Below are 25291 nucleotides of genomic sequence, written 5' to 3' on the forward strand. Positions count from 1 at the left end.
ATCACGCGGTGGGCTGCGACGCCTGTTCCTCGGCGTCCTCGAGCTCCTCGATCTCGCGCTCCCAGGCGTCCTTGGCGAGGCGGTACCAGAGGAAGACGGCGAAGCAGGCGAACACGACCCACTCGGCCGCGTAGAAGATGTTCAGCCAGTTGAGCTGGATCTCCTGGCTGGGCGCCGGCGACGAGATGGTCTCGAGGCCCGCTGCGGCGTCGTCGTCCACCAGGAACGCGGTGAACACCCGCAGGCCGTCCGCATCGGACCACCGGTTCAGCAGGGCCGCGACCGACATGTTGTCGAGGTCGGTCGGCGCCGCGTCGGACGCGGGCTCCTCCGGTCCCTCCGGCGGGTTCAACCGCCCCTCGAGTTCGACGACACCGCTCGGAGCGTCGGCATTGAGTGCGTCCGCGACCCGGTCGGCGACCTGTCGGTCCTTCGTCCAGCCGACCGCCACCGCGAGGCCCGCCGCATCCGGCCCATCGGTCGCGAGGTGCCCGGTGACCCAGTAGCCGAGCACGCCGTCGTTCACCCGGTCGCCGACGACGAGGTAGTCCCCCGGCACCCAGGTGCCCGTCACGCTGATCCGCTGTCCGGCGTCGACCTCTCGGATCCCGACCCCGGGCTCGAGGACGTCCGCGAGCGGCCGAACCGATTCGGTCTCGCTCGGGACGACCTGTCCGGATTCGATGGCACGGGCCAGCTGCCACTGGCCAAGGGCCGCGAACGCGCCGGCGACGGCCAGGCAGAGGACGAGCACGCCGATCCACCGAGGACGCAGCATGACGGAGCGGAGCGTCGGACGGGCCTGACCGTGGTCGGTCGGGACTGGTGCCGACGGGGCGGGGCTAGTAATCGGGCTCTCGCTTTCGTGCTGGTGGTTCCTGGTCGTTCATCGCCTGTTCGACGAGTCGGTCGATGGCCGCCTGATCGGTGTCGGGCGCGCTGTCGTCCGGGTCGTCGGCCGTCCCCACGACGAGGGCGATCGCCTCGTCCTCCGTGCGGTCGGGGCCGTCGGGGTGGTCGACGCGCTTCGGCTTGCGGCGACGCGGCCTGAGGATGAACGCGCCGATCTGCTCGGAGCGGCCGGCCACGATGGGACCCATCACCGCCATGATCAGCACGTAGAGCCCGGCGAAGGGCTGGATGAGGGGGTTCAACCCGGCACTCAGGGACAGGGTCGCGAGGATGAGCGCGAACTCCCCTCGGTTCTGGAGGATCACCGCCGCGTTGATGCCCGCCTGTGGTCCGAGACCGTTCAGCCAGGCGACGAACTGCCCGGCGATCACGTTGAGCACCACCGTCATCAGGACGGCGAGCAGCACCGGGACGAGGACGCTGCCGAACTTCGTCGCGTCGAGCGCGAGACCGAAGTTCAGGAAGAAGAAGGCGCCGAAGACGTCGCGGAGCGGGATCGCGATCTGCTCGATCTTGTTGCGGAATCGGGTCGCACCGAGCACCAGACCGATGAGGAAGGCGCCGATCGCGTCGGTGACCCCGAGGATCTCGCCGATGCCGCCGAAGGCCACCGCGAGGCCGAAGAACAGGATGGTGAAGAGCTCGTCGTCCTTCGTGCGGAACAACCGCGAGACGAAGCGACCGCCGAACCTGGCGATCGTGAACATCACGAGGATGAACGTGAACGCGATCGCGAGCTTGCCGATGACCGGCCACACCTCCGTCTCGCCGCTCAGGACCACGCCGACGATCGCGAGGTAGATGGCGATGAAGATGTCCTCGACGACGGTGACGCCGAGGATCATCGGTGTCTCGTCGTTCGTCAGTCGCTTGAGCTCGATGAGCAGCTTCGTGACGATGGCACTGGAGCTGGTGGCGGTGATCCCGGCGATGATGAGCGCTTCACGGGTCCCCCACCCGACGAGGAACCCGAAGACGAGGCCGGCGGCCATGTTGACGAGGATGTACGACCCGCCGGACACGATCAGCTTCCCGGCGTTGCCGAAGAACTCGTCCTGGTCGAACTCCAGACCGAGGTTGAACAGCAGCAGGACCAGGCCGAACACCGCGATCAGTTCGATCTGCGCGCTCGCGAAGTCCAAGGGGAACCAGCCCGTGTACGGACTCGCGAGGAGACCGACGAGCATGTAGACGGGGATCGACGGGAGCCCGATGAGCTTGCCGAGACGGCCGAGGATGTAGGCGATGACGAACAGGACGCCGAGGATGAGGAGATCCTGGCCGAGGTGGGGGTTGTCGGTCGCGGCGTGCAGCATCCCTACCCTCCGGGCGGGGCGTCGACGGCGACCTTCTTGACGGCGCCGGAACGGAAGTAGGCGAAGGCCTTGGCGACCTTCTCCGGGCTACCGGCCACGACGAGGGTGTCGCCCGGGAACACCCGGAAGTCGGCCGCGGGGGCCGGGTTCGCGGAATCGCCTCGGACGACGGCCACGACCGTGAGGCCGACCATGCCCTTCTCGGCGGGGTTGCCGAGCGGCTGTCCGGCGATGTGGTCCTCGTAGTCGACCGTGAACCAGTCGATGCTGAGCCCAGGGATCTGGTCGAGTGCGCTCAGCGATTCGGTGATCTGCGTGCCACCGAGCAGCTCCGCCAGAGTGTGCGCCTCGTCTTCGTTGAGCCGGAGCGACACCTTGCCGGCGTCTGCGCCGTCCTCGTGGTCGGCGAAGGTGATGAGGTCGCTGTGGCCGGAACGGTGGGCGATGACCCCGACCTTGCCGCCGTCGTCCGTGACGAAGGTGTGCAGCACACCCACTCCGGGAAGTTTGACCCGCCGAACATCCACCATGGCTGTACTCCTCAGGCTTGTTGTGGCAGTCCTCCTAGTCTATCCGCCGCGCCTGCGTCGCTCGCCCGAGGGGCCCGCAGCGGTTGCGCTGCGGGCGATCACCGGAGGGTCAGGCCCCCGGGACGATGTCCGGGGCCTCGAGCCGCACGCGGTCGGCGGCCTCGTCGTTCGGCTGTTCCTGGGACGCCCGCTCGGCGGTGACGCGCTCGAGGTAGTACGAGACCTCCTTGGCGATCCGTTCCTCGTCCCACCCGAGGACGCCTCCCATGAGCTTGGCCGCGACCGGAGCCGCCGACACACCGCGGTCCCAGGCCTCGATGGAGATCCGTGTCCGGCGAGCGAGGACGTCGTCGAGGTGGAGGGCACCCTCGTGGGACGCCGCGTAGACGACCTCGGCGCCGATGTAGTCGTCGGCTCCGGGGAGCGGCTCGGCGAGCGTCGGGTCCTCTTTGAGGAGGTCGAGCAGCTCGTCGGTGAGCACGCCGTAGCGGTTCAACAGGTGCTCGATCCGTGCGGTGTGGACGCCGAACGCGCGAGCGATCTTGCCGCGCTTGTTCCACGCGGCCTGGTAACCCTCGGCACCGAGCAGCGCGATGTTCTCCGTCGCGCTGGCCGGGATCTTCCCGTCCAGGGCGTCGACGGCGGCGTCGATCGCGTCCTTCGCCATCACCCGGTACGTGGTCCACTTGCCACCGGCGATCACGACGAGACCCGGCACCGAGTGGGCGACGAGGTGCTCGCGCGACAGCTTCGAAGTCTGCTCCGACTCCCCCGCGAGCAGGGGACGGAGCCCGGCGAAGACCCCCTCGACGTCCTCGCGGGTGAGTGGGACGGCGAGGACGGTGTTCACGCGCTCCAGCAGGTAGTCGATGTCCGCGGCCGTCGCCGCGGGGTGGGCCTTGTCGAGATGCCAGTCGGTGTCGGTCGTGCCGATGAGCCAGTGGCGGCCCCAGGGGATGACGAAGAGGACGCTCTTCTCCGTGCGCAGCAGGAGACCCATGCTCGACTGGAACCGGTCGCGGGGCACGACGAGGTGGATGCCCTTCGAAGCGCGCACCTTGAACTGGCCGCGCTCCCCCACCATCGACTGGGTGTCGTCGGTCCACACACCCGTCGCGTTCACGACCTGCTTGGCCCGGATCTCGAACCGTTCGTCGGTCTGGAGGTCGTGCGCCTTCACGCCGACGACCCGCTGGCCGACCTTGATGAACCCCTCGACACGCACCCGGCTGGCCACGTGCGCGCCGTAGGCGGAGGCCGTCCGAGCGAGGGAGGCGACGTAGCGCGCGTCGTCGACCTGGGCGTCGTAGTAGGTCAGGCCACCGACGAAGGCGTCAGACTTCAGGCTCGGGATGGAGCTCAGCACCTGGCGCTTCGACAGGTGTCGGTGGTGCGGGACGCCCGGCGGACGGCCACCCGTCCAGCTGAAGAGGTCGTACAGGAGCATGCCGGCGCCGATGTACAACCGCTCGAACACCGGCTTGTTGAGCGGGTACAGGAAGCGGACGGGCTTCACGAGGTGCGGAGCGATGCGCTGCAACAGCAGCCCACGTTCGATGAGGGCCTCGCGGACGAGCCGGAAGTCGAGCTGCTCGAGGTAGCGGATACCGCCGTGCACGAGCTTGGAGGAACGGCTGGAGGTGCCGCTCGCCCAGTCGCGGGCCTCGAGCAGGCCGGTGCTCAGACCGCGGGTGACCGCGTCGAGCGCCGCTCCCGTGCCGACGATGCCGCCGCCGACGACGAGGATGTCCAGCTCTTTGCTCTTCAGCGCTTCGATCGCGGCGTCGCGTTCCTCCATCCCCAGCTTGGTGGATCGGGACACGTTGTTGGGCGTGGTGGCCATCGTCGAACTCCGCTCGCTGGAACCGCCCTCGCGACGGTCCTGCACTGCAGGAGCTCGTCCGCGAGGCTCTGCTTCCGAGGCTAGCGCCGAGCTTCCGAGCCGACAACCGCTTGCGGGAACCCGTGGGCTCCCGCAAGCGTCAGTTGCCCTGGTACGGCGCGACGACGACCTCGACGCGCTGGAACTCCTTGAGGTCCGAGTAGCCGGTGGTGGCCATCGAGCGACGGAGCGCACCGATGAGGTTGGCGGTGCCGTCCGACTTCGGCGACGGCCCGTACAGGATCTCCTCGAGCGTGGCGACGGTTCCGACCTCGACGCGACGACCGCGCGGCAGCTGCAGGTGGTGCGCCTCGGCGCCCCAGTGCCAGCCGCCACCCGGGGCGTCGGTCGCGCGGGCGAGTGCGGTGCCGAGCATGACGGCGTCGGCACCCATAGCGACGGCCTTGACGATGTCGCCGGAGGTACCGAGACCGCCGTCGGCGATGACGTGGACGTACCGGCCACCCGACTCGTCGAGGTAGTCACGGCGAGCGCCCGCCACGTCGGCCACCGCGGTCGCCATGGGTGCGTGGATCCCGAGCGAGGCTCGCGTGGTGGAGGCCGCGCCGCCGCCGAAGCCGACGAGTACGCCGGCCGCACCGGTCCGCATGAGGTGCAGCGCCGCCGTGTAGGTGGCCGCACCGCCGACGATGACCGGGACGTCGAGTTCGTAGATGAACTTCTTGAGGTTGAGCGGCTCCTGGTTCTTGGAGACGTGCTCGGCGGACACGGTCGTGCCGCGGATCACGAAGAGGTCGACGCCCGCGGCGACGACGGTCTCGTAGAGCTCCTGCGTGCGCTGCGGCGACAAGGCCGCTGCGACGGTCACGCCGGCGGCGCGGATCTCGGCCAGGCGAGCGGTCACGAGTTCGGGCTTGATGGGCTCGGCGTAGATCTCCTGCATGCGAGCGGTCGCGCGACCGACGGGCAGCGAGCGGATCTCGGCGAGGAGCGGCTCCGGGTCCTCGTACCGGGTCCAGAGGCCCTCGAGGTCGAGGACGCCGACTCCGCCCAACTGGCCCATCATGATCGCGGTCTTCGGTGAGACGACGGAGTCCATGGGTGCCGCGAGCACGGGGATCTCGAACTGGTAGGCGTCGATGGACCACGACACCGAGACGTCCTGCGGGTCGCGGGTCCGCCGCGACGGGACGACGGCGATGTCGTCGAAGGCGAACGCGCGCCGGGCGCGCTTTGACCGGCCGATCTCAATATCCATGCTCACCAGACCAGCCTATCGGTCGCCTACGACGACGACGGTCCGGCAGGCGGGCGCCTGCCGGACCGTCGAGGTCACGCTGGGGTCACTTGCGGTAGTTCGGCGCCTCGACGACGATCTGCACGTCGTGCGGGTGCGACTCCTTGAGACCGGCGGAGGTGATGCGGACGAACTTGCCCTTCGCCTTGAGCTCACCGATGTTGCGTGCACCGACGTAGAACATCGACTGACGCAGCCCGCCGATGAGCTGGTACGCGACGGCCGAGACCGGTCCGCGGTAGGGCACCTGGCCCTCGATGCCCTCGGGGATCAGCTTGTCGTCGCTCGGGACGTCGGCCTGGAAGTAGCGGTCCTTGGAGTAGGACGTCTTCTCGCCACGCGTCTGCATGGCACCGAGCGAACCCATGCCCCGGTAGTTCTTGAACTGCTTGCCGCCCACGAACACGAGGTCGCCGGGGCTCTCGTCGGTGCCCGCGAGGAGCGAACCGAGCATGACCGTGTCGGCACCGGCGACGAGGGCCTTGGCGATGTCGCCGGAGTACTGCAGGCCGCCGTCGGCGATGACCGGGACGTTCACCTCGCGGGCTGCGAGCGACGCCTCGTAGACCGCGGTCACCTGGGGCACGCCAACACCGGCGACGACACGGGTGGTGCAGATGGAGCCCGGACCGACGCCCACCTTGATGGCGTCGGCACCCGCCTCGATGAGGGCCTGGGCGCCTGACCGCGTCGCGACGTTGCCGCCGATGACGTCGACACCGGCGAACGCCGGGTCGGCCTTGAGCTTGCGGATGATGTCGAGCACGCCGGCACTCTCTCCGTTGGCGGTGTCGACCACGATGACGTCGACGCCGGCGTCGAGCAGCTGACCGGCACGGGACCAGGCGTCACCGAAGAAGCCGATGGCCGCGCCGACGCGGAGCCGACCGGAGTCGTCCTTCGTGGCGAGCGGGTACTTCTCGCTCTTGTCGAAGTCCTTGACGGTGATGAGGCCCTTGAGCTTGCCCGCCTCGTCGATGAGCGGCAGCTTCTCGATCCGGTGCTGGGCGAGGAGCGCCATGACCGCGTTGCGGTCGGTGCCGACGGGAGCCGTGACGAGGCCCGTGCTCGTCATGACCTCGCTGACCCGCGTGGTCGCCTTCTCGAACGGCGACACGAACCGCATGTCGCGGTTGGTGATGATGCCGACGAGCACGCCCTCACCGTTGACGACGGGGAGCCCTGAGATGCGGAACTGGCCGCACAGTTCGTCGACCTCGGCGACGGTGGCGTCGGCGGTCGTCGTGATCGGGTTCGTGATCATGCCCGACTCGCTCCGCTTGACGCGGTCGACCTGCTCGGCCTGGTCGGTGATCGAGAGGTTCCGATGCAGGATCCCGATGCCGCCCTCGCGAGCCATCGCGATCGCCATGCGTGCCTCGGTGACGGTGTCCATCGCACTCGACAGCAGCGGCGTGTTCACCGTGATCCGCTTCGTCAATCGGGACGAGGTCTCCGCCTCGCTCGGGATGACGTCGGTGTGCCCGGGGAGCAGCAGCACATCGTCATACGTGAGTCCTACGAATCCGAACGGATCAGGCTGGTCCATTTATCCCTCTCATAGCCACGAACACACCGGAGCAACGCAGACCTGCCGGTATCACCATCGTAACCGAGCAGGGCGTACCCCTATTCCACGATCCCGACAAAACCATGCGCAGAAATACGCACGGGCGAAACATGTAGGCAATAATCAGGTTCTATCGTCGAACAGCGTTGTCCGACGCAGGAGAACGGTCCACGAATGTGGGCTGGCACTGGAGGTGCAGTGAAGTTCGCTGGAACAACCCGAAACCCGAGACTGGCACGGAGATTCGTGCTCCTCATCGCCTTGCTGTTCGGGGCGATCACCCTCACGTCCGTCATGAGCGCCGTCCCGGCTCATGCCGACGAAGTGGGTGAGGAGTACGACTTCTACTTCGCTGGGAACGTCAAGTACGACGACAAACCACTCGACGGCGTGAACATCACGGTCGACGGCAACGGCTACAAGGCCGACGTCGACACCGATGCCGACGGCAAGTGGAAGATCGGCGTCCCCGAGAAAGGTACGTACAAGGTCACCCTCGACGAGGAGACCCTCCCGAAGGGCGTCATCGTCGCCGAAGGCGGCGCGACCATCGAGGCCGAGTTCGGCCTCACCCAATCGAAGTCCGTGAACTTCTTCCTCGGTGAGGGCGAACGCGTCACCGTCAGCTTCTGGGATCAGCTCGCCGAACGGCTCGTCAACGGGCTGAACTTCGGACTCATGCTCGCCCTGGCGGCCATCGGAGCGTCGCTCGTGTTCGGCACCACCGGCCTCAGCAACTTCGCCCACGCGGAGATGGTGACGTTCGGCGCGATCATGGCGCTCGTCTTCGGGGTGTTCCTGCAGTGGCCCATCTGGCTGGCCATCATCATCGCCCTCGCGTTGAGCGCCGCCTTCGGCTTCGCGCTCGATGCCGGCATCTGGAGACCCTTGAGACGCAAGGGCGTCGGCATCGTGCAGGTGATGATCGTCTCGATCGGCCTGTCGCTGGCGCTCCGCTACGTCTTCCTCTACTTCGTCGGCGGCGGCACCTTCCAGCTGCCCGGCTCCGGAGAGGAGAACATCAAGCTGTTCGGCACGGTGTCGCTCAGCGTGACCGACATGATCAGCATGGCCGTGAGCGTCGTGGTCCTCCTCGGCGTGGCCTGGTGGCTCATCAAGACGAAGACCGGCAAGGCGACGCGAGCGATCTCGGACAACCCGAGCCTCGCAGCGGCGAGCGGTATCGACGTCGACCGCGTGGTCCGTATCGTCTGGATCCTCGCAGCCACCCTCGCCGGCCTCTCCGGCATCCTGTGGGCGTACTTCCGACCCGGCATCAAGTGGGACATGGGAGCGCAGCTCCTCCTCCTCATCTTCGCGGCCATCACCCTCGGCGGGCTCGGAACCGCCTTCGGCGCCATGGTCGGCGCCCTCATCATCGGCATCCTCGTCGAAGTCTCGACGCTCTGGATCCCGTCTGACATCAAGTACGTCGGCGCCCTCGTGGTGCTCATCGCGGTGCTCCTCGTGAGACCGCAGGGCATCCTCGGACGTCGCGAGAGAATCGGTTAGGGGCACGCGCATGGACTGGGGAAGCATTCTCTCGAACACGCTCGCTTGGGTCATCAGCCCGGAGACGATCGCCTACGCGCTCGCAGCACTCGGATTGGCCGTGCACTTCGGCTATGGCGGGTTGTTGAACTTCGGTATGGCCGGATTCATGGCGCTCGGCGCCTACGGCTACGCCATCTCGATCCTGAGCTTCGACCTCCCGTGGTGGGCCGGCATCATCGTCGGTTGCCTGGCATCGGTGGTCTTCGCCTTCATCCTCGGCATTCCGACGTTGCGATTGCGGGCCGATTATCTGGCCATCGTGACGATCGCCGCGGCGGAGATCGTCCGTCTGCTCTTCACCACGCAGGTCTTCGACGAGTACACCAACTCCGCTGACGGCCTCGGCAACTACCACGCCGGCTTCCGGGCCGCGAACCCGATCCCGGAGGGCATCTACGGCTTCGGCCCGTGGGAGCTCAACGCGAACCAGTGGTGGGTCCGGATCTTCGGCATCCTGCTGCTGGCCGTCGCCGCCCTCCTCGTGTTCCTCCTCATGCGCAGCCCCTGGGGCCGTGTCCTGAAGGGCATCCGCGAGGACGAGGACGCCGTGCGCGCCCTCGGCAAGAACGTGTTCGCGTACAAGATGCAGGCGCTCGTCGTCGGTGGCGTCTTCGGCGCACTCGGCGGGGTGGTGCTGGCACTGCCCTCCGCGGTCGTGCCCAGCGTGTACGTCACGAGCCTCACGTTCTTCATCTGGACGATCCTCCTGCTCGGCGGGGCCGCGACGGTCTTCGGACCGCTGCTCGGCTCGGTGATCTTCTGGGTGATCATGGCGTTCCTCTCGAACGTCCTCCCGGCGCTCGTGAAGGCCGACGTCCTGCCGTTCATGAGCTCGACGCAGGCGTCGACGCTCCGCTACGTGCTGGTGGGTGTCGCGCTCATGCTGATCGTCATCTTCAGGCCGCAAGGCATCCTCGGAAACAAGAAGGAGCTGACCTTTGTCAAGTAACAGCTCACCCACCTCGCGGCCGGTCAAGACCACCGGTCTCCACGTCGGCGAGATCGTCCCGGGCGTCAAGAAGGTCGACCCGATCCTCATCGCGGACCAGGTCACCCGGACCTTCGGCGGCCTGCAGGCGGTGAACGTGGAGCACCTGGAGGTGCCCCGCAACGCGATCACCGCCCTCATCGGTCCGAACGGTGCCGGCAAGACCACCCTGTTCAACCTGCTGACCGGCTTCGACAAACCGAACACCGGAACGTGGAACTTCGACGGCAAGAGCCTCGGCGGCGTCCCCGCGTTCAAGGTCGCCCGCATGGGGCAGGTCCGCACCTTCCAGCTGACGAAGGCGCTCGGCCTCCTCACCGTGCTCGAGAACATGAAGCTCGGAGCGACCGGTCAGACGGGTGAGGGCATCTTCTCGAGCCTCGTGAAGCCGCTCTGGCGGAAGCAGGAGGCGGACCTCGAGGTCAAGGCCATGGACTTGCTGCGACGGTTCAAGCTCGACACCAAGCGCGACGACTACGCCGCCAGCCTGTCCGGCGGCCAGCGCAAGCTCCTCGAGATGGCGCGGGCGCTCATGAGCGACCCGAAGCTCGTCATGCTCGACGAGCCGATGGCCGGCGTCAACCCGGCACTCACCCAGTCGCTGCTCGACCACATCCTGGCGCTGAAGGACGAGGGCATGACCGTGCTGTTCGTCGAGCACGACATGCAGATGGTGCGCCACATCGCCGACTGGGTGGTCGTCATGGCCGAGGGTCGCGTCGTCGCCGAAGGGCCGCCGGACACCGTCATGGAGAACCCGGCCGTCATCGACGCCTACCTCGGCAGCCACCAGGACGTCGACCTCGGTGTCGTGACCGGCCGGATCGCCGGCGAGGACAGCGCCGCAGCCGAAGAGCTGCTGGCCGAGATCGAAGATGAACGGCTCGCGGCTGGTGCCGAGCCCGAGGAGGAGCGGAAATGAGCGACGTGAAGGGCGCCCCCGTGGGCGGCACCGCGGTCAACACCGCCGAGATGGTCGTCGAGGTCAGCGATCTGACGGCCGGTTACCTGCCCGGCGTGAACATCCTCAACAGCGCAAACCTCACGGCGCGCAAGGGTGAACTCATCGGCATCATCGGGCCGAACGGCGCCGGCAAGTCGACGCTGCTCAAGGCGATCTTCGGGCAGGTGAAGGTGCGGAGCGGTCAGGTCCTCCTGAACGGTGAGGACATCACCGGGCTCCGGGCGAACAAGCTCGTCGCGCGTGGTGTGGGATTCGTCCCGCAGACGAACAACGTCTTCCCGAGCCTCACCATCGAGGACAACCTGAAGATGGGGCTGTTCCAGAAGCCGAAGCAGTACACCGAACGTCTGGAGTTCGTCACCGGGATCTTCAGTGAACTCGGCAAGCGGCTCAAGCAGCGCGCCGGTTCGCTGTCCGGCGGTGAGCGGCAGATGGTCGCGATGTCGCGGGCGCTCATGATGGACCCGCACGTGCTGCTGCTCGACGAGCCGTCCGCTGGACTGTCGCCCGTCCGCCAGGACGACGCGTTCATCCGGGTCTCCGACATCAACAAGGCCGGTGTCACGACCATCATGGTCGAGCAGAACGCGCGTCGCTGTCTCCAGATCTGCGACCGTGGCTATGTGCTCGATCAGGGCCGCGACGCGTACACCGGCACCGGCCGTGAACTGCTGTCGGACGACAAGGTCATCGGACTCTACCTGGGCACGCTCGGCCAGGACGAGGACTGATCAGGGGTTCCCCACTCGCGGCTCGACGGGGACTTCGGTACCCTCGAACGTGCTCGTCCCGGCCATCGGCTGTGTGACGACCTGAAGCCACCGGAACCCGACCGGTGATCGAACCACAACTCCTCCCTCCCCCGAGGGGCACCGTCGCACCAAGACGGCCTCCTGAGACGGGGACGGAGGAGTTGTGCATTTCGGCCTCCCCTCCCCTCCTTGTGCCAGCGCGGTGCGCTGACGCGAGCGCGGTCCTGGCGCGTGAGCGCGGGTCTCCGGAGCCCCGCGCTCGAGTCACCTCCACCGCGGCACAGCGACCCGCGCTGACGCCCGTGACCAGCAGTGACGCCAGCGCACCGCGCTGGGCACCATCCCCGGCTCGCTCCACCACGAGCTGGGCGAGTGGCCGTTTCCACACCTACCCTCTCCTCCGTGTTGAAGCGCCACGGAACGGGCACGGTGAATCGATGGAATCCTTCGATCTGAACCTGCTCATCCGCCCGAACGGCCTCCTCCTCGTCCGAGACGCACGTCGGGTCGGTGCCGAGCGTCTGGTGAGTGCTGCTCATCGCGACGGAGACCTGGTGCGTCTGCGAAAAGGCATCTACGTCCCTGAACCGACCTGGCGATCCCTGTCCCCCGATGACCGCTACCGCCTCCGGATCGACGCGGCGGCCGTCGCCCTCCGGAAGGACGCCCTGTTCAGCCACTACTCGGCTGCGCGGCTCTGGGGACTCCCGATCGTCGGCCCATGGCCTGTCGAGGTGCACACGTTGACGAGCGGCGACCGCGGAGGACGCTCAGCGCCGGGAAGACCGGCTGCGCGCGCTCGGCTACACCGTCGTCCGCGCCACTTGGGAGGACCTCGTCCATCCGAGCCGGCTCGCTGCGAAGCTCGAGCGCGCCGGGCTGCAGCGCGCGTTCCGCTGACCCGTGCCCCTGCGTTCACTGCCAGCGCGGTGCGCTGACGTGAGCGCGCAGTACCATCCGTCAGCGCGGTGCGCTGACGTGAGCGCGCCCCACTGTGCAACACCTCTGGCGAACGGGCGTGAGCGCGCCCGAGGCGCGTGAGCGCGGGTCTCCGGAGACCCGCGCTCACGCGCTGGACCCGCGCTCGCGTCAGCGCACCGCGCTGGCACCACCACCACCACCACCAGCTCGAGGTCTGGCGGGAGCTGCCGGGGGCCGGACACGACGAAGGCCCCGGATCGCTCCGGGGCCTCGTCAGTCGCTCAGGCGACTAGTTGGTGCGGGTGTACTTGTTGTCGTCACCGTACTGGTAGATACCGATGGTCGCCTCGGTCGGGTCACCGTTCTCGTCGAAGGTGATCGGACCGGAGTTTCCGTCGTAGTTGATCTTCTTGCCTTCAGCGATGGCCTTCGCACCCTCTTCGAAGGTGGACACCTTCTCGCCGTCGTCCTTACCACCGGACACGGACTGGAGCTCGCCGGCCATGTCGGCACCCTCGGTCGAGCCCGCCTGCAGCGCCGCGAGGGCGAGCAGGATGACCGCGTCGTAGGATTCGGCCGCGTAGCTGTAGTCCTTCAGCGGCTCGCCACCCTCGTCCTTCACGAACGCCTGGAGGCGGTCGGTGAAGTCACCGAGCTTGGCGGTGTCGAGACCGGGCAGCGTTCCCTTGGCGCCCGTGAGGGTGCCGGGAGCGAAGTCCGCGCTGTAGTCGGCGAGGTTGCCGTCGACGAAGTAGAGCTTGTCAGACGGGAACCCGGCGAGACCGGGGACGATCGTCTTGGTCTCCTCGAACGCGATGATCGCGATCGCGTCGGGGTTCTCCGCCTTGACCGCGCTGATCTGCGCGTCGAAGGAGGTGTCGCCCGTGTTGTACGACTGCTCGGCGACCACTTCACCGCCGGCGCTCTCGAACGCCTCCTTGGTGAACTTCGCCAGGCCGGTGCCGTACGAGTCGTTCAGGTAGATGATGCCGAGGGTGGCGTTGCCGTCCTCCGCGATCAGGTTCCCGAGGACCTCGCCCTGCAGCACGTCGGACGGCGCCGTCCGCCAGTAGAGACCGTTGTCGTCCCACGTCGTGAAGTCGGCGGAGGTGTTCGCCGGGGAGAACTGGATGACGCCTGCGCCGGTGACTTCGTCGATGAAGAGCTTCGACACACCCGACGACGCTGCACCGATGATGGCGGTGACGCCCTCGGAGAGCAGACGGGGGACCTCGGTCGCGTACGCCTTGTTGTCGGAGTCACCCGAGTCGCCGAGCGTCAGGTCGATCTTGATGCCCAGGTTGGCGTCGTTGACCTCCTTGACCGCGAGACCGACACCGGCTTCCTCGGGCGGGCCGAGGAACGCCAGGTTGCCCGTCTGGGGCAACGCGGTGCCGAGCTTCAGGGTGAGGTCGCCAGCAGGCTTGCTGCTGCCGCTGCCACTGTCGTCACTGCCACCTGAGGCGCATCCGCTCAGGACCAGCGCGCTGGCTCCGATCAGTGCGATGCCACCGAGAACGATGGCACGAGGGCGGGAGCGAGCGGCCGTGGCCTTCGAAAAGACGCTCATGGTACTCCTTGCTTGTCAGAAGAGTGGCAGCTCCAGGGGCTGCCGTTGTGTCAAGTTATCCGCTGAGAGTGCGCTGGACAATGTCGTTGACGTTACAAGCGTGTAACACGACCAAATCGTTACCTCAGAGGTACCGGTTTCGCGTCTTTCCTGCAGTGGTCGCGCGATCAGCGCCGGAATCCGCTGTTCAGACCCTCGCGGCGCGGCGTCGATCGGCGGCCGCGGACCGTCGGCTGCGCGCGGACGCCACGAGCATGTCGACCGTGAGGATGGCGAGTGCCAACCAGACGAGTCCGAAGCCCAGCCACCGCTCCGGCGGCATCGCCTCGTGGAGGACCGCCACGCCGACGACGAACTGGATGATCGGCGCGAAGTACTGGATGAACCCCATCCAGGTGAGCGGCAACCGCCGAGCCGCCGCGGCGAACAGCAGGAGCGGGACGGCGGTGATGACACCGGCACCGACCAGCAGGAGCGTGTGCCCCACTCCGGCGGTGCCGATCGTGAGCCCGCCGGAGACACCGACGGCGATGAGCTGCGCGATCGCGACAGGCGTCAGCCAAGCCGTCTCGAGCGTCAGACCCGACACCGCGTCGACCACACCACCGACCTGCTTCTTGATGTAGCCGTACAGGCCGAAGGAGAAGGCGAGGATGAGGGCGATCCACGGGACGCTGCCGTGCCCGATCGCGAGGACGAGCACCGCGATCACGCTGACGACCACTGCGGCCCACTGCGCGGGACGAAGCCGCTCGCGGAGGAAGAAGACGCCGAGGAAGACGGTGACGATCGGGTTGATGAAGTACCCGAGCGAGGCCTCGACCACCTGCCCGTTGAGGGCTCCGTAGACGTAGGTCTGCCAGTTGACGTAGATGAGCGCGCCGGCCAACCCCATCGTGAGCACGATGCGCCGCTGCCGCAGGATCCCGAGCAGGCGACGCCAGGAGCGCGTCACGAGGATGAGCACGGCGCAGAACACGAGGGAGAACACGATCCGCCAGGCGACCACCTCGAAGGCTCCGGCCGGCGCGAGCGCGATGAAGTAGAGCGGCAGTGCTCCCCAGAGGCAGTACGCGGCGACGGCCGAGATCAGGCCCGACCGGCTCCCCTGCTGTGGGACCTCGACCCCTGAACGCCCGCGCGCCGCTCCGGCGGCGAGCTCGACATCGACTTCGACTTCCGCTGGATCGCTCGGGTTCTGCACTGGTCCAGGCTAGACCCGCGGCGGGCTGGCCGACCTCGTGAAACGGACACAGCCCGAACGGCTGATGCCATTCGGGCTGTGGAGCGGCCTGAGCCGCTCGGTTCGTTCGTCGGTGTCTAGCGGACGACGACGGCGAGGACGTCGCGCGCGGACAGGACCAGGTAGTCCTCACCGGCGTACTTGACCTCGGTGCCGCCGTACTTGGAGTAGATCACCTTGTCGCCGACGGCGACGTCGAGGGGGACGCGGTTGCCGTTGTCGTCGATGCGACCGGGTCCGACCGCCACGACCTCGCCCTCCTGGGGCTTCTCCTTGGCGGTGTCGGGGATGACCAGACCGGAAGCGGTGGTCTGCTCTGCCTCGACCTGCTTGATGACGATGCGATCCTCGAGCGGCTTGATGGAGACCGACACGGTTGACCTCTTTCTTGAAACGAAGACGTTGTTAGCACTCACACTGCGAGAGTGCTGATTCCAGTCTAGGCATCTTCTGGCACTCACGCAATGCGAGTGCCAATCACCGGCTGCTAGCGTTGCCGGATGCACCCAGCTCCGCGAGAAGTCCGCTGACCATGGAACGATCGGAACTCGTGGAGCTCCTGACGGCCGAGGGGCTCAGACTCCTCGACTCGCTCCCGCCCTACCCGTCCAAGGACGAGGCCGTCCGACTCGTCGGTCGGCTCCGGAACGAGGGGCACTCCCCCGCACTCGTCGCGGCCGTGCTCACGCAGTCGCGCCTCCGGCAGAAGGCGGTCGGCAAGTTCGGCCCCTTCGCCGACCGCATGCTGTTCACGGAGGCAGGCCTCGAACAGGCCACCCGCCTGCCCGTCGCCGCTCTGCACGCCGGGCGCTTCGCCCGGGCCGGCCTGACGCGCATCGCCGATCTCGGGAGCGGCATCGGCGCCGATTCGATGGCGATGGCCTCCCTCGACCTGGAGGTGACGGCGGTCGACATCGACGAGGTCACCGCCGCCATCGCGAGCTACAACCTGGCACCGTTCCCCTCGGCGACCGTCCGGAACGAAGCGGCCGAGGACGTCGCCCTCGAGGGGTTCGACGCCGTCTGGTTCGACCCGGCCCGACGGACGGCAGGACACGCCGACACGGCGCGGCTCGCCAGCGCCGCCGACTACACCCCCTCCCTCGACACCGTCTTCGCCACGGCGGGCAGCCTCCCGGTCGGCGTCAAACTCGGGCCCGGCTTCGACCGCTCCCTCATCCCGGACGAAGCCGAGGCGCAGTGGGTATCGGTCGACGGCCAACTCGTCGAGATGACCCTCTGGTTCGGCCCGCTCGCCCGACCGGGTGTCCGGCGTGCCGCGCTCCTGCTCGCTGACGGCGTCCACCACGAGCTCACGGCGGACGGCGACGCGGACGACGCCCCGGTCCGCGACCTCGGTGAGTACGTGCACGAACCCGACGGCTCCGTCATCCGCGCCCGTCTCATCGGCGACCTCGCCGTCCGCTTGGAGGCGGGCATGCTCGGTCAGGGCATCGCGTACCTCACCTCCGACAGCGCGACGACCTCGCCGTTCGCGTCGACGTTCCGTGTGCTCGAACGGCTCCCCATGGATGAGAAGACCCTCAAGCGGACGATGCGCGAGCGCGGGATCGGCGTCCTCGAGATCAAGAAGCGCGGCGTGGACATCGACCCGGCGACGTTCCGCAAACGGCTCGCGTTGCGCGGCGACCACTCGGCCACGATCATCCTCACGAGGATCGCGGGGAAGCACAGCGCCCTGCTGGTGGAGCGCGTCGCTCACTGACGTGCCGCCCCGTGCCTCGTGGGAGCGCTCGGTCACCGAGGCGACGCGCGTCCGCCGCGCCGACTAGGTCGAGACGTATCCGATGATGACGACGACGCTGTAGGCCAGCCAGCCGATCGAACAGGCGAGGCCGACGAAGCCGGTCACGAGCCCGGTCAGCGCGCGACCGCGAGCCCCCGGTTCGCGGCGGCGTGCTCCGAACCCGAGGACGATCGCGACGATCGACAGCGGGAAGCCCCAACCGACGAAGACCGACACGACGAGCCCGACGATCCCGCTGATGAGCGACCAGGTGCTGCGGGTCGTGGACGTGGTGGCGTCCGATGCGCCCGCCGATGCGGGCGGCTGCTGGTACGCGGCATATCCACCCTGGCTCGGAGCCTGGTACACGGCCGTCGGCACGGTCTGGAGGTACGTCGACTGCTCGCCCTGCCAAGCGGACGGAGCCGACTGCTGAGCCGGTCGGCCCGATGGAGCGGCGGGTGCGCCGGCGCGCCAGTCGGTGGCCGGCGGCGCGCCGTACCCCTGCTGGTCGGTCTGAGGCCACTGCTGCTGCGGTGAGGCCTGGTGGTAGGGCGGCTGCGGCTGCGAGGGCTGTTGTGCGGGCTGCTGGTAGGGCTGCTGCTGCTGAGCCGGCGGGTACTGATACCCCTGCGCCGGCTGACCGCCGTGCTCCGGCAGACCGGACTGCTGCTGCGGCTGCTGCGGTCCCGGCCCGCCGTCCTGGTGCGCGGGCCGTCCCTCGGGGTGCTGTTGCTCGTCCATCGCCACTCCTTCGCTCCGTGACCGGGTACCGGCCCCATCCTATGCGTCGCGAGGTGGGCGGGCTCGTCGAGGACGGCCGCGGCGACAGGGCCCCGCTCAAGCCTCGAGGCCGTCTAGTGGACCTGGATCTCCGTGACCGGCAGGGTCGAGTCGGCGCCGAAGTCGAGCGAGGAGGGCTCGCGTCCGGCGGAGATGAGCTGCGACGCGAGCGCCGCGATCATCGCCCCGTTGTCGGTGCACAACTGGAGCGGCGGGATGCGGAGTTCGATGCCCGCTGCCGCCGTGCGTTCGGCGGCGACCTCGCGGAGGCGGGCGTTCGCGATCACGCCACCGCCGAGCAGGAGGCGTGGCACACCGAGCTCGGTGCACGCCTTGACCGCCTTCGAGACGAGCACGTCGACGACGGCCTCGCGGAAGCTCGCCGCGACGTCGGCGACCGGCACCGGCTCTCCGGCGTCCTGCTTGGCCTCGACCCATCTGGCGACCGCGGTCTTCAGCCCGGAGAAGGAGAAGTCGTAGCGGTGACGCTCCATGTCCTTCGGCAGGCTGAGCCCTCGGGGGAAGCGGATCGCCTTCGGGTCGCCGCCGACCGCCGCCCGGTCGATCTGGGGGCCGCCCGGGTAGGGCAGACCGAGGATGCGCGCGACCTTGTCGAACGCTTCGCCCGCCGCGTCGTCGATGGTCTCGCCGAGGAGTTCGACGTCCGAGACGAGGTCCTGGACGAGGAGGAGCGAGGTGTGTCCACCCGACACGAGCAGCGCGATGGTCGGGTATTCGATCAGGCCGTCCTCGGAATCGAGCACGTCGGCGCCGACATGTCCGACGAGATGGTTGACCGCATACAGCGGCCTGCCGAGGGAGACGGCGAGCGCCTTCGCCGCTCCGACACCGACCATCAGTGCGCCGGACAGCCCCGGACCGCTCGTCACGGCGACGGCGTCGAGATCCGCCAGCGTGACGCCGGCTTCGGCGAGCGCCGTCATGAGGGTGGGCTGGAGCGCCTCGAGGTGTGCTCGCGCAGCCACCTCGGGGACGACTCCGCCGTATCTGGCGTGCTCGTCCATGCTGGACGCGATGGTGTTGGCGAGGAGTCGGTGTCCGCGGACGATACCGATGCCGGTCTCGTCGCAACTCGTCTCGATGCCGAGGACGAGCGGTTCGTCGCGGTTCATGCGATGCTCCCGGGGTGGTGGTCGGCCTGCTCGAGCGGAGGCTGCCCGTGCGTGGGCATCGGTGGCCGCGCCTGGACGGTGAGGCGCATGACGATGGCGTCGACGTCGTCCGGTTGGTAGTAGCCGGGTCGCACCCCGAGCTCCTCGAAGCCGAGGCTCCGGTACAGCGCGATCGCGATGGGGTTGTCGGCCCTGACCTCCAGGAACACCTGCGACACGTACTGCTGTCTCGCCTGCTCGATGAGCGCCTGCATGAGCAGACGCCCGAGCCCACCGCCTCTGGCGTGGCCGGCGACGGCGATGGTCTGGATGTCGGCGTCGTCGGAGCGCGAGGGTGCGAAGAGCCCGGCGTAGCCGGCCAGTGGGGCGTCCTCGGCGTCGACCTCGGTCGCGACGAGGTAGTGGCCGTGCAGCGAGGCGAGTTCGGCGCGCATCATCTCCGTCGACCACGCGTCGTTGAGGAACACGGTGCGCTCGAGCTCCATGATCGCGTCGAGGTCCGCGACGCCGGCCCGGCGCAGGAACCAGGTCATGCCGTCACCCGCTTGGCACCGGTGGACATCGTGACGTCGGGCGAGCGCAGGTAGAGGGGCTCCTCCCCCGCGAACGCTCCGTCGGAGGCGAGGAGCAGTGCCGCAATCCGGCCCAGGGCACCGGCAGGGACGACGACCGCGTCGAAACGGACGGCCTCCGTGCTCGGCAGATCCTCCGGTTTCGCCAGGGCGGGACCCTGGGCTCGGACGGGGAGACCGTTCGCGTCGAGCCCCGCGTAGGCCGACCAGTAGCGCTCGCGCCGCCGGGCGTCGGTGACGACCAGGAGCCCGGCGTCCGGCGCGGCCCGGCCGGTGCCGTACGCGTCGAGCGCGATGCCGTCGTGGCTCACGACGGGGTGGACCGGGAGGCCGGCCCCGACACCGAAGCTGCGTGCGGCCGCGATCCCGATCCGGAGTCCGGTGAAGGGCCCGGGGCCCATGCCGGCGACGACCCCGGTGAGGTCGGCGACGGCGACCCCCGCCTCGTCGAGCGAGCCGGCGATGAGCGTGCCGATCACCTCGGCGTGGCGCATCGGGTCGTCGGACGACCGTTCGGCGAGGATCACGCCGTCCAGGGAGACGACGGCGACGCTCGAGCCCGCGGATGTATCGATCGCCAACAGCACGTCGTCCAGCCTACCCGGGGTCGGTGGCGGGGTGCCGCGAGAGGGTGAGCGTCCGCCGCTCGATCGGTTCCTCACCGGCGTCGCTCGTGGTCGGCGCATCGCCGGCACCCGTCGGCCGCTCGATCACGAGCTCGAACCATTCGGGCACGACGCCGTCGAGGAGTCCGGCGCCCCACTCGACCACGACGACGGATCGGGCGAAGTCGATGTCGAGGTCGTCGAGCTCGAGCGCCGAGCCGAGCCGGTACGCGTCCACGTGCACGAGGGGCGGACCGCCGATGAGACTCGGGTGGGTGCGCGCCAGGACGAAGGTCGGGCTGGTGACCGGACCACGCACCCCGAGCCCCTCCCCGATCCCGCGTGTGAGGGTCGTCTTGCCAGCCCCGAGCGGCCCCGTCAGCACGAGCAGCTGGCCGGCGCGCAGTCCGGCGCCGAGCCGGACGCCGTACGCGTGCATCTCCTCCGGCGTCGCCACGTCGACCGTGCCCGGGGTGAGGACCTGATCCGTCATGCCCGCTCCCTCGGCGTCCGCACCACTCGTGGCCCGATCCTGGTGACGAGTTCATAGTTGATCGTCCCGGCGGCCTCAGCCCACTCCTCGACGCGGGGCGCGCCGGTCGCCGGGTCGCCGAAGAGGACGGCGTCGTCACCCACCGCGACCGGATCGTCTCCCACGTCGACGACGAACTGGTCCATGGCGATCCGGCCGGAGACCCGGTAGCGGCGGCCGTTGATCACGACGGGGCCGGCGTTCGAGGCGCTGCGGGGCACCCCGTCGGCGTAGCCCAGCGGGACGAGGGCGAGCGTCGTCGAGGACTCCGCCCGGTAGCTGTAGTCGTAGGACACGCCGGTACCGGGCTCGACCCGGCGCACGGCGGCGACGGACGCCCGGAGCGTCATGACGGGGCGGAGACCGAAGGCGCCCGCCGAGCGCGCGGTGTCCTCGGTGGGTTCGAAGGGCGACAGCCCGTAGGCGGCGATCCCGAGACGCACGGCGTCGTACCGGAGTGACGGTTCGCCGAGGGCGGCCGCGGAGGCGGCCAGGTGGAGACTCCGTGGCGTGAGCCCGGCGGCGGTGGCGAGGGCGACACCGCGCTCGAACCGCACGGCGGCGGCGGCGTCGTCCGCACTCGAGGTGTTCGACACATGCGAGAACAGACCGTCGATCCGGACGACACCGGAGCGCTCGGCTGCCGCGGCGGCCTGGAACAGCTCCGGCCAGTCGGCCTCGGCCGCCCCGTTCCGGCTGAGGCCGGTCTCGAGCTTGAACTGGACGACGGGCACCCCGGATCCGTGTTCCTTGGCCGCGTCGATCACGCGGTCGAGCTGCGCCACCGACGACAGACCGAGCTCGATCCCGGCGTCGAGCGCTGCACCGAAATCGGCGTCCGGTCCGTGCAACCAGGCCAGGACGGGTGCGGTGACCCCTGCCGCGCGGAGCGCGACCCCCTCGCGGATGTCGGCGACGCCGAGCCGGTCGGCACCGGCCTCGACGGCCGCCCGGGCGATCGCCGCGGCTCCGTGCCCGTAGGCGTCCGCCTTGACGACGACGATGAGTTCGGAGACGCCGGTGATCTCGCGCAGACGACGGACGTTGTGCTGGAGCGCCTCGAGGTCGATGATCGCCTCGCGCGTCGGACGCGTGTCGGAACCGCTCGGCATCAGCCCTCCCGCTCGGCGACGACGAAGGCGACGGCCACCCCGGCGTCGTGGGTCATGCTGAGGTGCAGGTTGGTGATGCCGCGCTCGGCGACGACCCCTGCCGTGACCCCGGACAGCTCGAAGTCGGGCTTCCCCTCCGGACCGTTCACGATCGCCATCTCCTGCCAACGGATCCCATCGGAGGAGCCCAGCGCCTTGATGAGCGCCTCCTTCGCGGCGAAGCGGCCCGCGAGCGATCGCAACGGCAACTCCCGCTCGGCGGGCACGAAGAGTCGGGCGAGGAGGTTCGGGGTCCGGGTCACGGCCCGCTCGAACCTCGCGAGGTCCACGAGGTCCACCCCGATACCGATGATCATCCTTCTACTCTACGGCTGACGCATCATGCGGAGCGGACCGGCCGACGGGCCACCTCGGACCCCGCGGACCGACGTCTACTCGACGGTGACGGACTTCGCCAGGTTGCGGGGCTGGTCGACGTCCAGACCCTTCGCCGTCGCGAGCTCCATCGCGAAGATGTGGAGCGGGATGACCGCGAGGAGCGGCTCGAAGAGCGGACCGGCGAGCGGGATCGGGATGACCTCGTCCGCCGAGGGCAGGACCGCTGCGTCACCCTGTTCGGCGATCGCGATCACTCGGGCACCGCGCGCGCGGATCTCCTCGATGGTCGAGACGACCTTCGGGTGCAGGATCGCGGAACCCCGCGGGCTCGGCACGACCACGAAGACGGGCTGGCCCGGCTCGATGAGGGCGATCGGTCCGTGCTTGAGCTCGCCACCGGCGAACCCTTCGGCATGGATGTAGGCGAGTTCCTTGAGCTTCAACGCACCCTCGAGGGCGATCGGGTATCCGACGTGCCGGCCGAGGAAGAGCACCGCTCGGGAATCGGCCATCCAGTGCGCGAGCTGAGCGATCTTCTCGGATGCGCCGAGGATGCTGGCGATCTTGTCCGGGACGGCCTGCAGCTCCTCGACCTGCGCCGCCAGGAACTCCGGCGTCTGCGTGCCGCGGACGCGGGACAGGTGCAGGCCGAACAGGTAGAGCGCCGTGATCTGCGCGGTGAACGCCTTCGTCGACGCGACCGCGACCTCCGGCCCGGCGTGCGTGTACACGACGGCGTCGGACTCGCGGGCGATCGTCGCGCCCTGGGTGTTGCAGATCGACAGGGTCTTCGCGCCGGACTCGCTCGCGAAACGGACCGCCATGAGCGTGTCCATCGTCTCGCCCGACTGGCTCACCGAGATGACGAGGGTGCGGGCGTCGATCACCGGGTCGCGGTAGCGGAACTCGTGGCTGAGCTCCACCGTGACCGGGATGCCCGCCCACCGCTCGATCGCGTAGCTGCCGACGGTTCCGGCGTACGCGGCCGTGCCACAGGCGATGATCACGATGCGGTTGATGTCGAGGAAGAGCTCGTCGAGGCCGGCGAGTTCCGGGATGACGACCTGTCCGCCCTCGACCCGTCCGCGGATCGTGTTGGCGACGGCGTCGGGCTCCTCGCTGATCTCCTTCGCCATGAAGCTCGACCAGCCCCCCTTGTCGGCCGCGGACGCGTCCCACTGGATCTCGAACGGCTCGGTCACGACGTGGTTGCCGGAGAAGTCGGTGACCGTGACGTCGTCCGGGGTGATGACGACCATCTGGTCCTGGCCGATCGCGACCGCGCGCTGCGTGTACTGCACGAAGGCGGCCACGTCGGATCCGAGGAAGTTCTCGCCGTCGCCGAGGCCGATGACGAGCGGCGAGTTCCGGCGCGCTCCGATCACGACGCCGGGCAGCTCCTGGTGCATCGCGAGCAGGGTGAAGGCCCCGTCGAGCCGGGCGACGACGCGGCGGAAGGCCTCGGTGAGGTCGCCCGTCGACCGGTACTCACGGCCGATGAGGACCGCGGCGATCTCCGTGTCGGTGTCGCTCTCGAAGGTGAACCCGTCGGCGAGGAGTTCGGCACGCAACTCGGCGAAGTTCTCGATGATGCCGTTGTGGATGAGCGCGAGGCGCCCCTCGTCGCCGAGGTGCGGGTGCGCGTTGCGGTCGGTCGGTCCGCCGTGCGTGGCCCAGCGGGTGTGGCCGATGCCGGTCGTCCCGGGGGCGATCGGGTTCGCGGCGAGGTCCTCGGTGAGGACGGCGAGCTTCCCGGCACGCTTGCGCGTGTTCATCGAACCCGTCGCGTCGAGGACGGCGATCCCGGCGGAGTCGTACCCCCGGTACTCGAGCCGCTTCAATCCGCCCATCAGGACGTCGACCGTCTTGTCGTTCCCGACGTACCCCACGATTCCACACATGTAGAGCAGCATAATCGCGCGATTTTGCGAGGATGCTGCACCAACTCGCGCAGCTCGACGGTCAGGTGCCGGACGGGGCGCTCAGAGCTTGCGGAGCAGCACCGAGGACACGGTGTGGTCCGAGTCCTTCCGCAGGACGAGCTTCGCCCGGGAGCGGGTCGGGCGGATGTTGTCGACGAGGTTCGGCTCGTTGATCGACCGCCAGAATCCGCGCGCCTGATCGGCGGCCTCCTCATCGGAGAGCTCGGCGAAGACGTTGAAGAAGGAGTTCGGGTTGGAGAACGCGCCGCGCTTCAACGCCATGAACCGGTCGACGTACCAGGACTCGATGTCGCGTGTCCTGGCGTCGACGTAGATGCTGAAGTCGAAGAGGTCGCTGATCGCGAGGCCGCTCGCGGTCGCGGCCGGTTGCAGGACGTTCAGCCCCTCGACGATCAGGACGTCGGGACGCCGCACGACCACCTGCGCCGTCGGGATGATGTCGTAACGGAGATGCGAGTAGAACGGCGCGCGCACCTCGGCGGCCCCACTCTTCACCGCCGTGATGAACCGCAGGAGGGCCCGGCGGTCGTAGGACTCCGGGAAGCCCTTGCGATCCATGATGCCGCGTCGCTGCAGCTCCTCGTTCGGGTACAGGAACCCGTCAGTCGTCACGAGTTCGACGTGCGGGGTGTCCGGCCAGCGCGAGAGCAGCTCCCGCAGCAGTCGGGCGATCGTCGACTTGCCGACGGCCACCGAGCCCGCGACCCCGATGACGAACGGGGTGCGGAGGGCCTGATCACCGAGGAACCGACTCGTCGCCCGTCCGAGGTCCTGCGTCCCCTTCGCGTACAGGCTGAGCAGCCGGCTGAGCGGTACGTAGACCTCCTCGACCTCCCGCATGTCGAGGCGGTCGCCGAGGCCGCGGATCTGCACGACCTCGGTCTCGCTGAGCGGCGTGGACGTCTCCGGAGCGAGTCGCGCCCACTCGGCGCGGTCGATCTCCACGTAGGGCGTCGGCTGCCCGGAGGCCCCACTCGTCGTCGAAGTCATGCGATCACTCTTCCACAGCTGGACCCACCGGCCCGC

The 25291-nt window shown here is 68.7% G+C and carries 23 protein-coding genes; 5 read left to right on the top strand and 18 right to left on the bottom strand.

Going from position 1 to position 25291, the window contains the following annotated elements; genetic code table 11:
- Window position 1 precedes the first annotated feature (1 nt).
- The 6 genes from ASF68_RS05815 to guaB all read right to left on the bottom strand — a co-directional run bounded on the left by ASF68_RS05815 (window position 2) and on the right by guaB (window position 7447).
- Window positions 2-778 carry an SURF1 family protein gene (locus ASF68_RS05815; protein WP_082498502.1) on the bottom strand — a complete coding sequence of 259 codons (777 nt, stop codon included), beginning with the start codon at window positions 776-778 and terminating at the stop codon, window positions 2-4.
- A gap of 64 nt (window positions 779-842) precedes the next feature.
- Window positions 843-2228 (bottom strand): cation:proton antiporter, encoded by a 1386-nt coding sequence (locus ASF68_RS05820; RefSeq protein WP_056008024.1) that lies wholly within the window; start codon window positions 2226-2228, stop codon window positions 843-845.
- 2 nt (window positions 2229-2230) lie between these two features.
- The gene (locus tag ASF68_RS05825; RefSeq protein WP_056008027.1) at window positions 2231-2758 is read right to left on the bottom strand and encodes a cation:proton antiporter regulatory subunit; all 528 of its coding nucleotides are present in this window, start codon (window positions 2756-2758) and stop codon (window positions 2231-2233) included.
- A 109-nt stretch (window positions 2759-2867) separates the two neighbouring features.
- Window positions 2868-4601, bottom strand: coding sequence for a glycerol-3-phosphate dehydrogenase/oxidase (locus tag ASF68_RS05830; protein ID WP_056011449.1), 1734 nt, complete (start codon window positions 4599-4601; stop codon window positions 2868-2870).
- Between the two features lie 139 nt (window positions 4602-4740).
- Entirely contained in the window at window positions 4741-5859 is a 1119-nt protein-coding gene (locus tag ASF68_RS05835; RefSeq protein WP_056008030.1) for a GuaB3 family IMP dehydrogenase-related protein, read from the bottom strand.
- Between the two features lie 85 nt (window positions 5860-5944).
- Complete coding sequence (guaB, locus tag ASF68_RS05840; RefSeq protein WP_056008033.1) at window positions 5945-7447, bottom strand: IMP dehydrogenase; 1503 nt, start codon at window positions 7445-7447, stop codon at window positions 5945-5947.
- A 315-nt stretch (window positions 7448-7762) separates the two neighbouring features.
- On the opposite strand from guaB, the gene ASF68_RS05845 reads away from it, so the two are divergent.
- Genes ASF68_RS05845 through ASF68_RS05860 form a run of 4 tightly spaced genes read left to right on the top strand, consistent with a single transcriptional unit; the run spans window position 7763 to window position 11705 of the window.
- Window positions 7763-8980 carry a branched-chain amino acid ABC transporter permease gene (locus ASF68_RS05845; RefSeq protein WP_056011452.1) on the top strand — a complete coding sequence of 406 codons (1218 nt, stop codon included), beginning with the start codon at window positions 7763-7765 and terminating at the stop codon, window positions 8978-8980.
- Window positions 8981-8990: 10 nt separating this feature from the next.
- On the top strand, window positions 8991-9971 hold the full coding sequence (locus ASF68_RS05850) for a branched-chain amino acid ABC transporter permease (RefSeq protein ID WP_056008035.1): 981 nt from the start codon (window positions 8991-8993) through the stop codon (window positions 9969-9971).
- Window positions 9961-10932, top strand: coding sequence for an ABC transporter ATP-binding protein (locus ASF68_RS05855; RefSeq protein WP_056008038.1), 972 nt, complete (start codon window positions 9961-9963; stop codon window positions 10930-10932). The genes ASF68_RS05850 and ASF68_RS05855 overlap by 11 nt, the downstream gene beginning before the upstream one ends.
- A complete protein-coding gene (locus tag ASF68_RS05860; protein WP_056008041.1) occupies window positions 10929-11705 on the top strand; it encodes an ABC transporter ATP-binding protein in 777 nt (258 codons plus the stop codon). Before ASF68_RS05855 ends, ASF68_RS05860 begins: the two co-directional genes overlap by 4 nt.
- Before the next feature lie 1231 nt (window positions 11706-12936).
- On the opposite strand, the gene ASF68_RS05865 is transcribed toward ASF68_RS05860, so the two are convergent.
- From ASF68_RS05865 to groES, 3 genes are all read right to left on the bottom strand, one after another.
- On the bottom strand, window positions 12937-14217 hold the full coding sequence (locus ASF68_RS05865; protein ID WP_056008044.1) for an ABC transporter substrate-binding protein: 1281 nt from the start codon (window positions 14215-14217) through the stop codon (window positions 12937-12939).
- A 187-nt stretch (window positions 14218-14404) separates the two neighbouring features.
- Complete coding sequence (gene rarD, locus ASF68_RS05870) at window positions 14405-15310, bottom strand: EamA family transporter RarD (RefSeq protein WP_056011455.1); 906 nt, start codon at window positions 15308-15310, stop codon at window positions 14405-14407.
- 227 nt (window positions 15311-15537) lie between these two features.
- Window positions 15538-15834 carry a co-chaperone GroES gene (gene groES / locus ASF68_RS05875; RefSeq protein WP_056008047.1) on the bottom strand — a complete coding sequence of 99 codons (297 nt, stop codon included), beginning with the start codon at window positions 15832-15834 and terminating at the stop codon, window positions 15538-15540.
- Window positions 15835-15992: 158 nt separating this feature from the next.
- On the opposite strand from groES, the gene ASF68_RS05880 reads away from it, so the two are divergent.
- Window positions 15993-17186 (top strand): class I SAM-dependent methyltransferase, encoded by a 1194-nt coding sequence (locus ASF68_RS05880; protein WP_056008049.1) that lies wholly within the window; start codon window positions 15993-15995, stop codon window positions 17184-17186.
- 63 nt (window positions 17187-17249) lie between these two features.
- On the opposite strand, the gene ASF68_RS05885 is transcribed toward ASF68_RS05880, so the two are convergent.
- From ASF68_RS05885 to coaA, 9 genes are all read right to left on the bottom strand, one after another.
- Window positions 17250-17951, bottom strand: coding sequence for a DUF4190 domain-containing protein (locus ASF68_RS05885; protein ID WP_056008052.1), 702 nt, complete (start codon window positions 17949-17951; stop codon window positions 17250-17252).
- 113 nt (window positions 17952-18064) lie between these two features.
- The gene (gene tsaD, locus ASF68_RS05890) at window positions 18065-19123 is read right to left on the bottom strand and encodes a tRNA (adenosine(37)-N6)-threonylcarbamoyltransferase complex transferase subunit TsaD (RefSeq protein WP_056008056.1); all 1059 of its coding nucleotides are present in this window, start codon (window positions 19121-19123) and stop codon (window positions 18065-18067) included.
- Window positions 19120-19656 (bottom strand): ribosomal protein S18-alanine N-acetyltransferase, encoded by a 537-nt coding sequence (gene rimI, locus ASF68_RS05895; RefSeq protein ID WP_082498504.1) that lies wholly within the window; start codon window positions 19654-19656, stop codon window positions 19120-19122. The genes tsaD and rimI overlap by 4 nt, the downstream gene beginning before the upstream one ends.
- Window positions 19653-20282, bottom strand: coding sequence for a tRNA (adenosine(37)-N6)-threonylcarbamoyltransferase complex dimerization subunit type 1 TsaB (gene tsaB / locus ASF68_RS05900; protein ID WP_056008058.1), 630 nt, complete (start codon window positions 20280-20282; stop codon window positions 19653-19655). The genes rimI and tsaB overlap by 4 nt, the downstream gene beginning before the upstream one ends.
- Before the next feature lie 10 nt (window positions 20283-20292).
- On the bottom strand, window positions 20293-20793 hold the full coding sequence (tsaE, locus tag ASF68_RS05905) for a tRNA (adenosine(37)-N6)-threonylcarbamoyltransferase complex ATPase subunit type 1 TsaE (RefSeq protein WP_056008061.1): 501 nt from the start codon (window positions 20791-20793) through the stop codon (window positions 20293-20295).
- The gene (alr, locus tag ASF68_RS05910) at window positions 20790-21944 is read right to left on the bottom strand and encodes an alanine racemase (RefSeq protein WP_056008064.1); all 1155 of its coding nucleotides are present in this window, start codon (window positions 21942-21944) and stop codon (window positions 20790-20792) included. The genes tsaE and alr overlap by 4 nt, the downstream gene beginning before the upstream one ends.
- Complete coding sequence (locus ASF68_RS05915; protein WP_056008067.1) at window positions 21944-22300, bottom strand: holo-ACP synthase; 357 nt, start codon at window positions 22298-22300, stop codon at window positions 21944-21946. The genes alr and ASF68_RS05915 overlap by 1 nt, the downstream gene beginning before the upstream one ends.
- Before the next feature lie 75 nt (window positions 22301-22375).
- On the bottom strand, window positions 22376-24223 hold the full coding sequence (gene glmS, locus ASF68_RS05920) for a glutamine--fructose-6-phosphate transaminase (isomerizing) (protein WP_056011458.1): 1848 nt from the start codon (window positions 24221-24223) through the stop codon (window positions 22376-22378).
- 81 nt (window positions 24224-24304) lie between these two features.
- On the bottom strand, window positions 24305-25255 hold the full coding sequence (gene coaA / locus ASF68_RS05925) for a type I pantothenate kinase (RefSeq protein ID WP_056008070.1): 951 nt from the start codon (window positions 25253-25255) through the stop codon (window positions 24305-24307).
- Window positions 25256-25291 lie beyond the last annotated feature (36 nt).

This window comes from Plantibacter sp. Leaf314, assembly GCF_001423185.1.
In the GTDB taxonomy this organism is placed as follows: domain Bacteria; phylum Actinomycetota; class Actinomycetes; order Actinomycetales; family Microbacteriaceae; genus Plantibacter.

Excerpts from the sequence above, each read along its gene's own strand:
- ASF68_RS05815 (WP_082498502.1), bottom strand. The coding sequence starts at position 778 with ATGCTGCGTCCTCGGTGGATCGGCGTGCTCGTCCTCTGCCTGGCCGTC.
- ASF68_RS05820 (WP_056008024.1), bottom strand. The coding sequence starts at position 2,228 with ATGCTGCACGCCGCGACCGACAACCCCCACCTCGGCCAGGATCTCCTC.
- ASF68_RS05825 (WP_056008027.1), bottom strand. The coding sequence starts at position 2,758 with ATGGTGGATGTTCGGCGGGTCAAACTTCCCGGAGTGGGTGTGCTGCAC.
- ASF68_RS05830 (WP_056011449.1), bottom strand. The coding sequence starts at position 4,601 with ATGGCCACCACGCCCAACAACGTGTCCCGATCCACCAAGCTGGGGATG.
- ASF68_RS05835 (WP_056008030.1), bottom strand. The coding sequence starts at position 5,859 with ATGGATATTGAGATCGGCCGGTCAAAGCGCGCCCGGCGCGCGTTCGCC.
- guaB (WP_056008033.1), bottom strand. The coding sequence starts at position 7,447 with ATGGACCAGCCTGATCCGTTCGGATTCGTAGGACTCACGTATGACGAT.
- ASF68_RS05845 (WP_056011452.1), top strand. The coding sequence starts at position 7,763 with ATGAGCGCCGTCCCGGCTCATGCCGACGAAGTGGGTGAGGAGTACGAC.
- ASF68_RS05850 (WP_056008035.1), top strand. The coding sequence starts at position 8,991 with ATGGACTGGGGAAGCATTCTCTCGAACACGCTCGCTTGGGTCATCAGC.
- ASF68_RS05860 (WP_056008041.1), top strand. The coding sequence starts at position 10,929 with ATGAGCGACGTGAAGGGCGCCCCCGTGGGCGGCACCGCGGTCAACACC.
- ASF68_RS05865 (WP_056008044.1), bottom strand. The coding sequence starts at position 14,217 with ATGAGCGTCTTTTCGAAGGCCACGGCCGCTCGCTCCCGCCCTCGTGCC.
- ASF68_RS05880 (WP_056008049.1), top strand. The coding sequence starts at position 15,993 with ATGGAACGATCGGAACTCGTGGAGCTCCTGACGGCCGAGGGGCTCAGA.
- ASF68_RS05885 (WP_056008052.1), bottom strand. The coding sequence starts at position 17,951 with ATGGACGAGCAACAGCACCCCGAGGGACGGCCCGCGCACCAGGACGGC.
- tsaD (WP_056008056.1), bottom strand. The coding sequence starts at position 19,123 with ATGAACCGCGACGAACCGCTCGTCCTCGGCATCGAGACGAGTTGCGAC.
- rimI (WP_082498504.1), bottom strand. The coding sequence starts at position 19,656 with ATGACCTGGTTCCTGCGCCGGGCCGGCGTCGCGGACCTCGACGCGATC.
- tsaE (WP_056008061.1), bottom strand. The coding sequence starts at position 20,793 with ATGACGGATCAGGTCCTCACCCCGGGCACGGTCGACGTGGCGACGCCG.
- alr (WP_056008064.1), bottom strand. The coding sequence starts at position 21,944 with ATGCCGAGCGGTTCCGACACGCGTCCGACGCGCGAGGCGATCATCGAC.
- ASF68_RS05915 (WP_056008067.1), bottom strand. The coding sequence starts at position 22,300 with ATGATCATCGGTATCGGGGTGGACCTCGTGGACCTCGCGAGGTTCGAG.
- glmS (WP_056011458.1), bottom strand. The coding sequence starts at position 24,223 with ATGTGTGGAATCGTGGGGTACGTCGGGAACGACAAGACGGTCGACGTC.
- coaA (WP_056008070.1), bottom strand. The coding sequence starts at position 25,255 with ATGACTTCGACGACGAGTGGGGCCTCCGGGCAGCCGACGCCCTACGTG.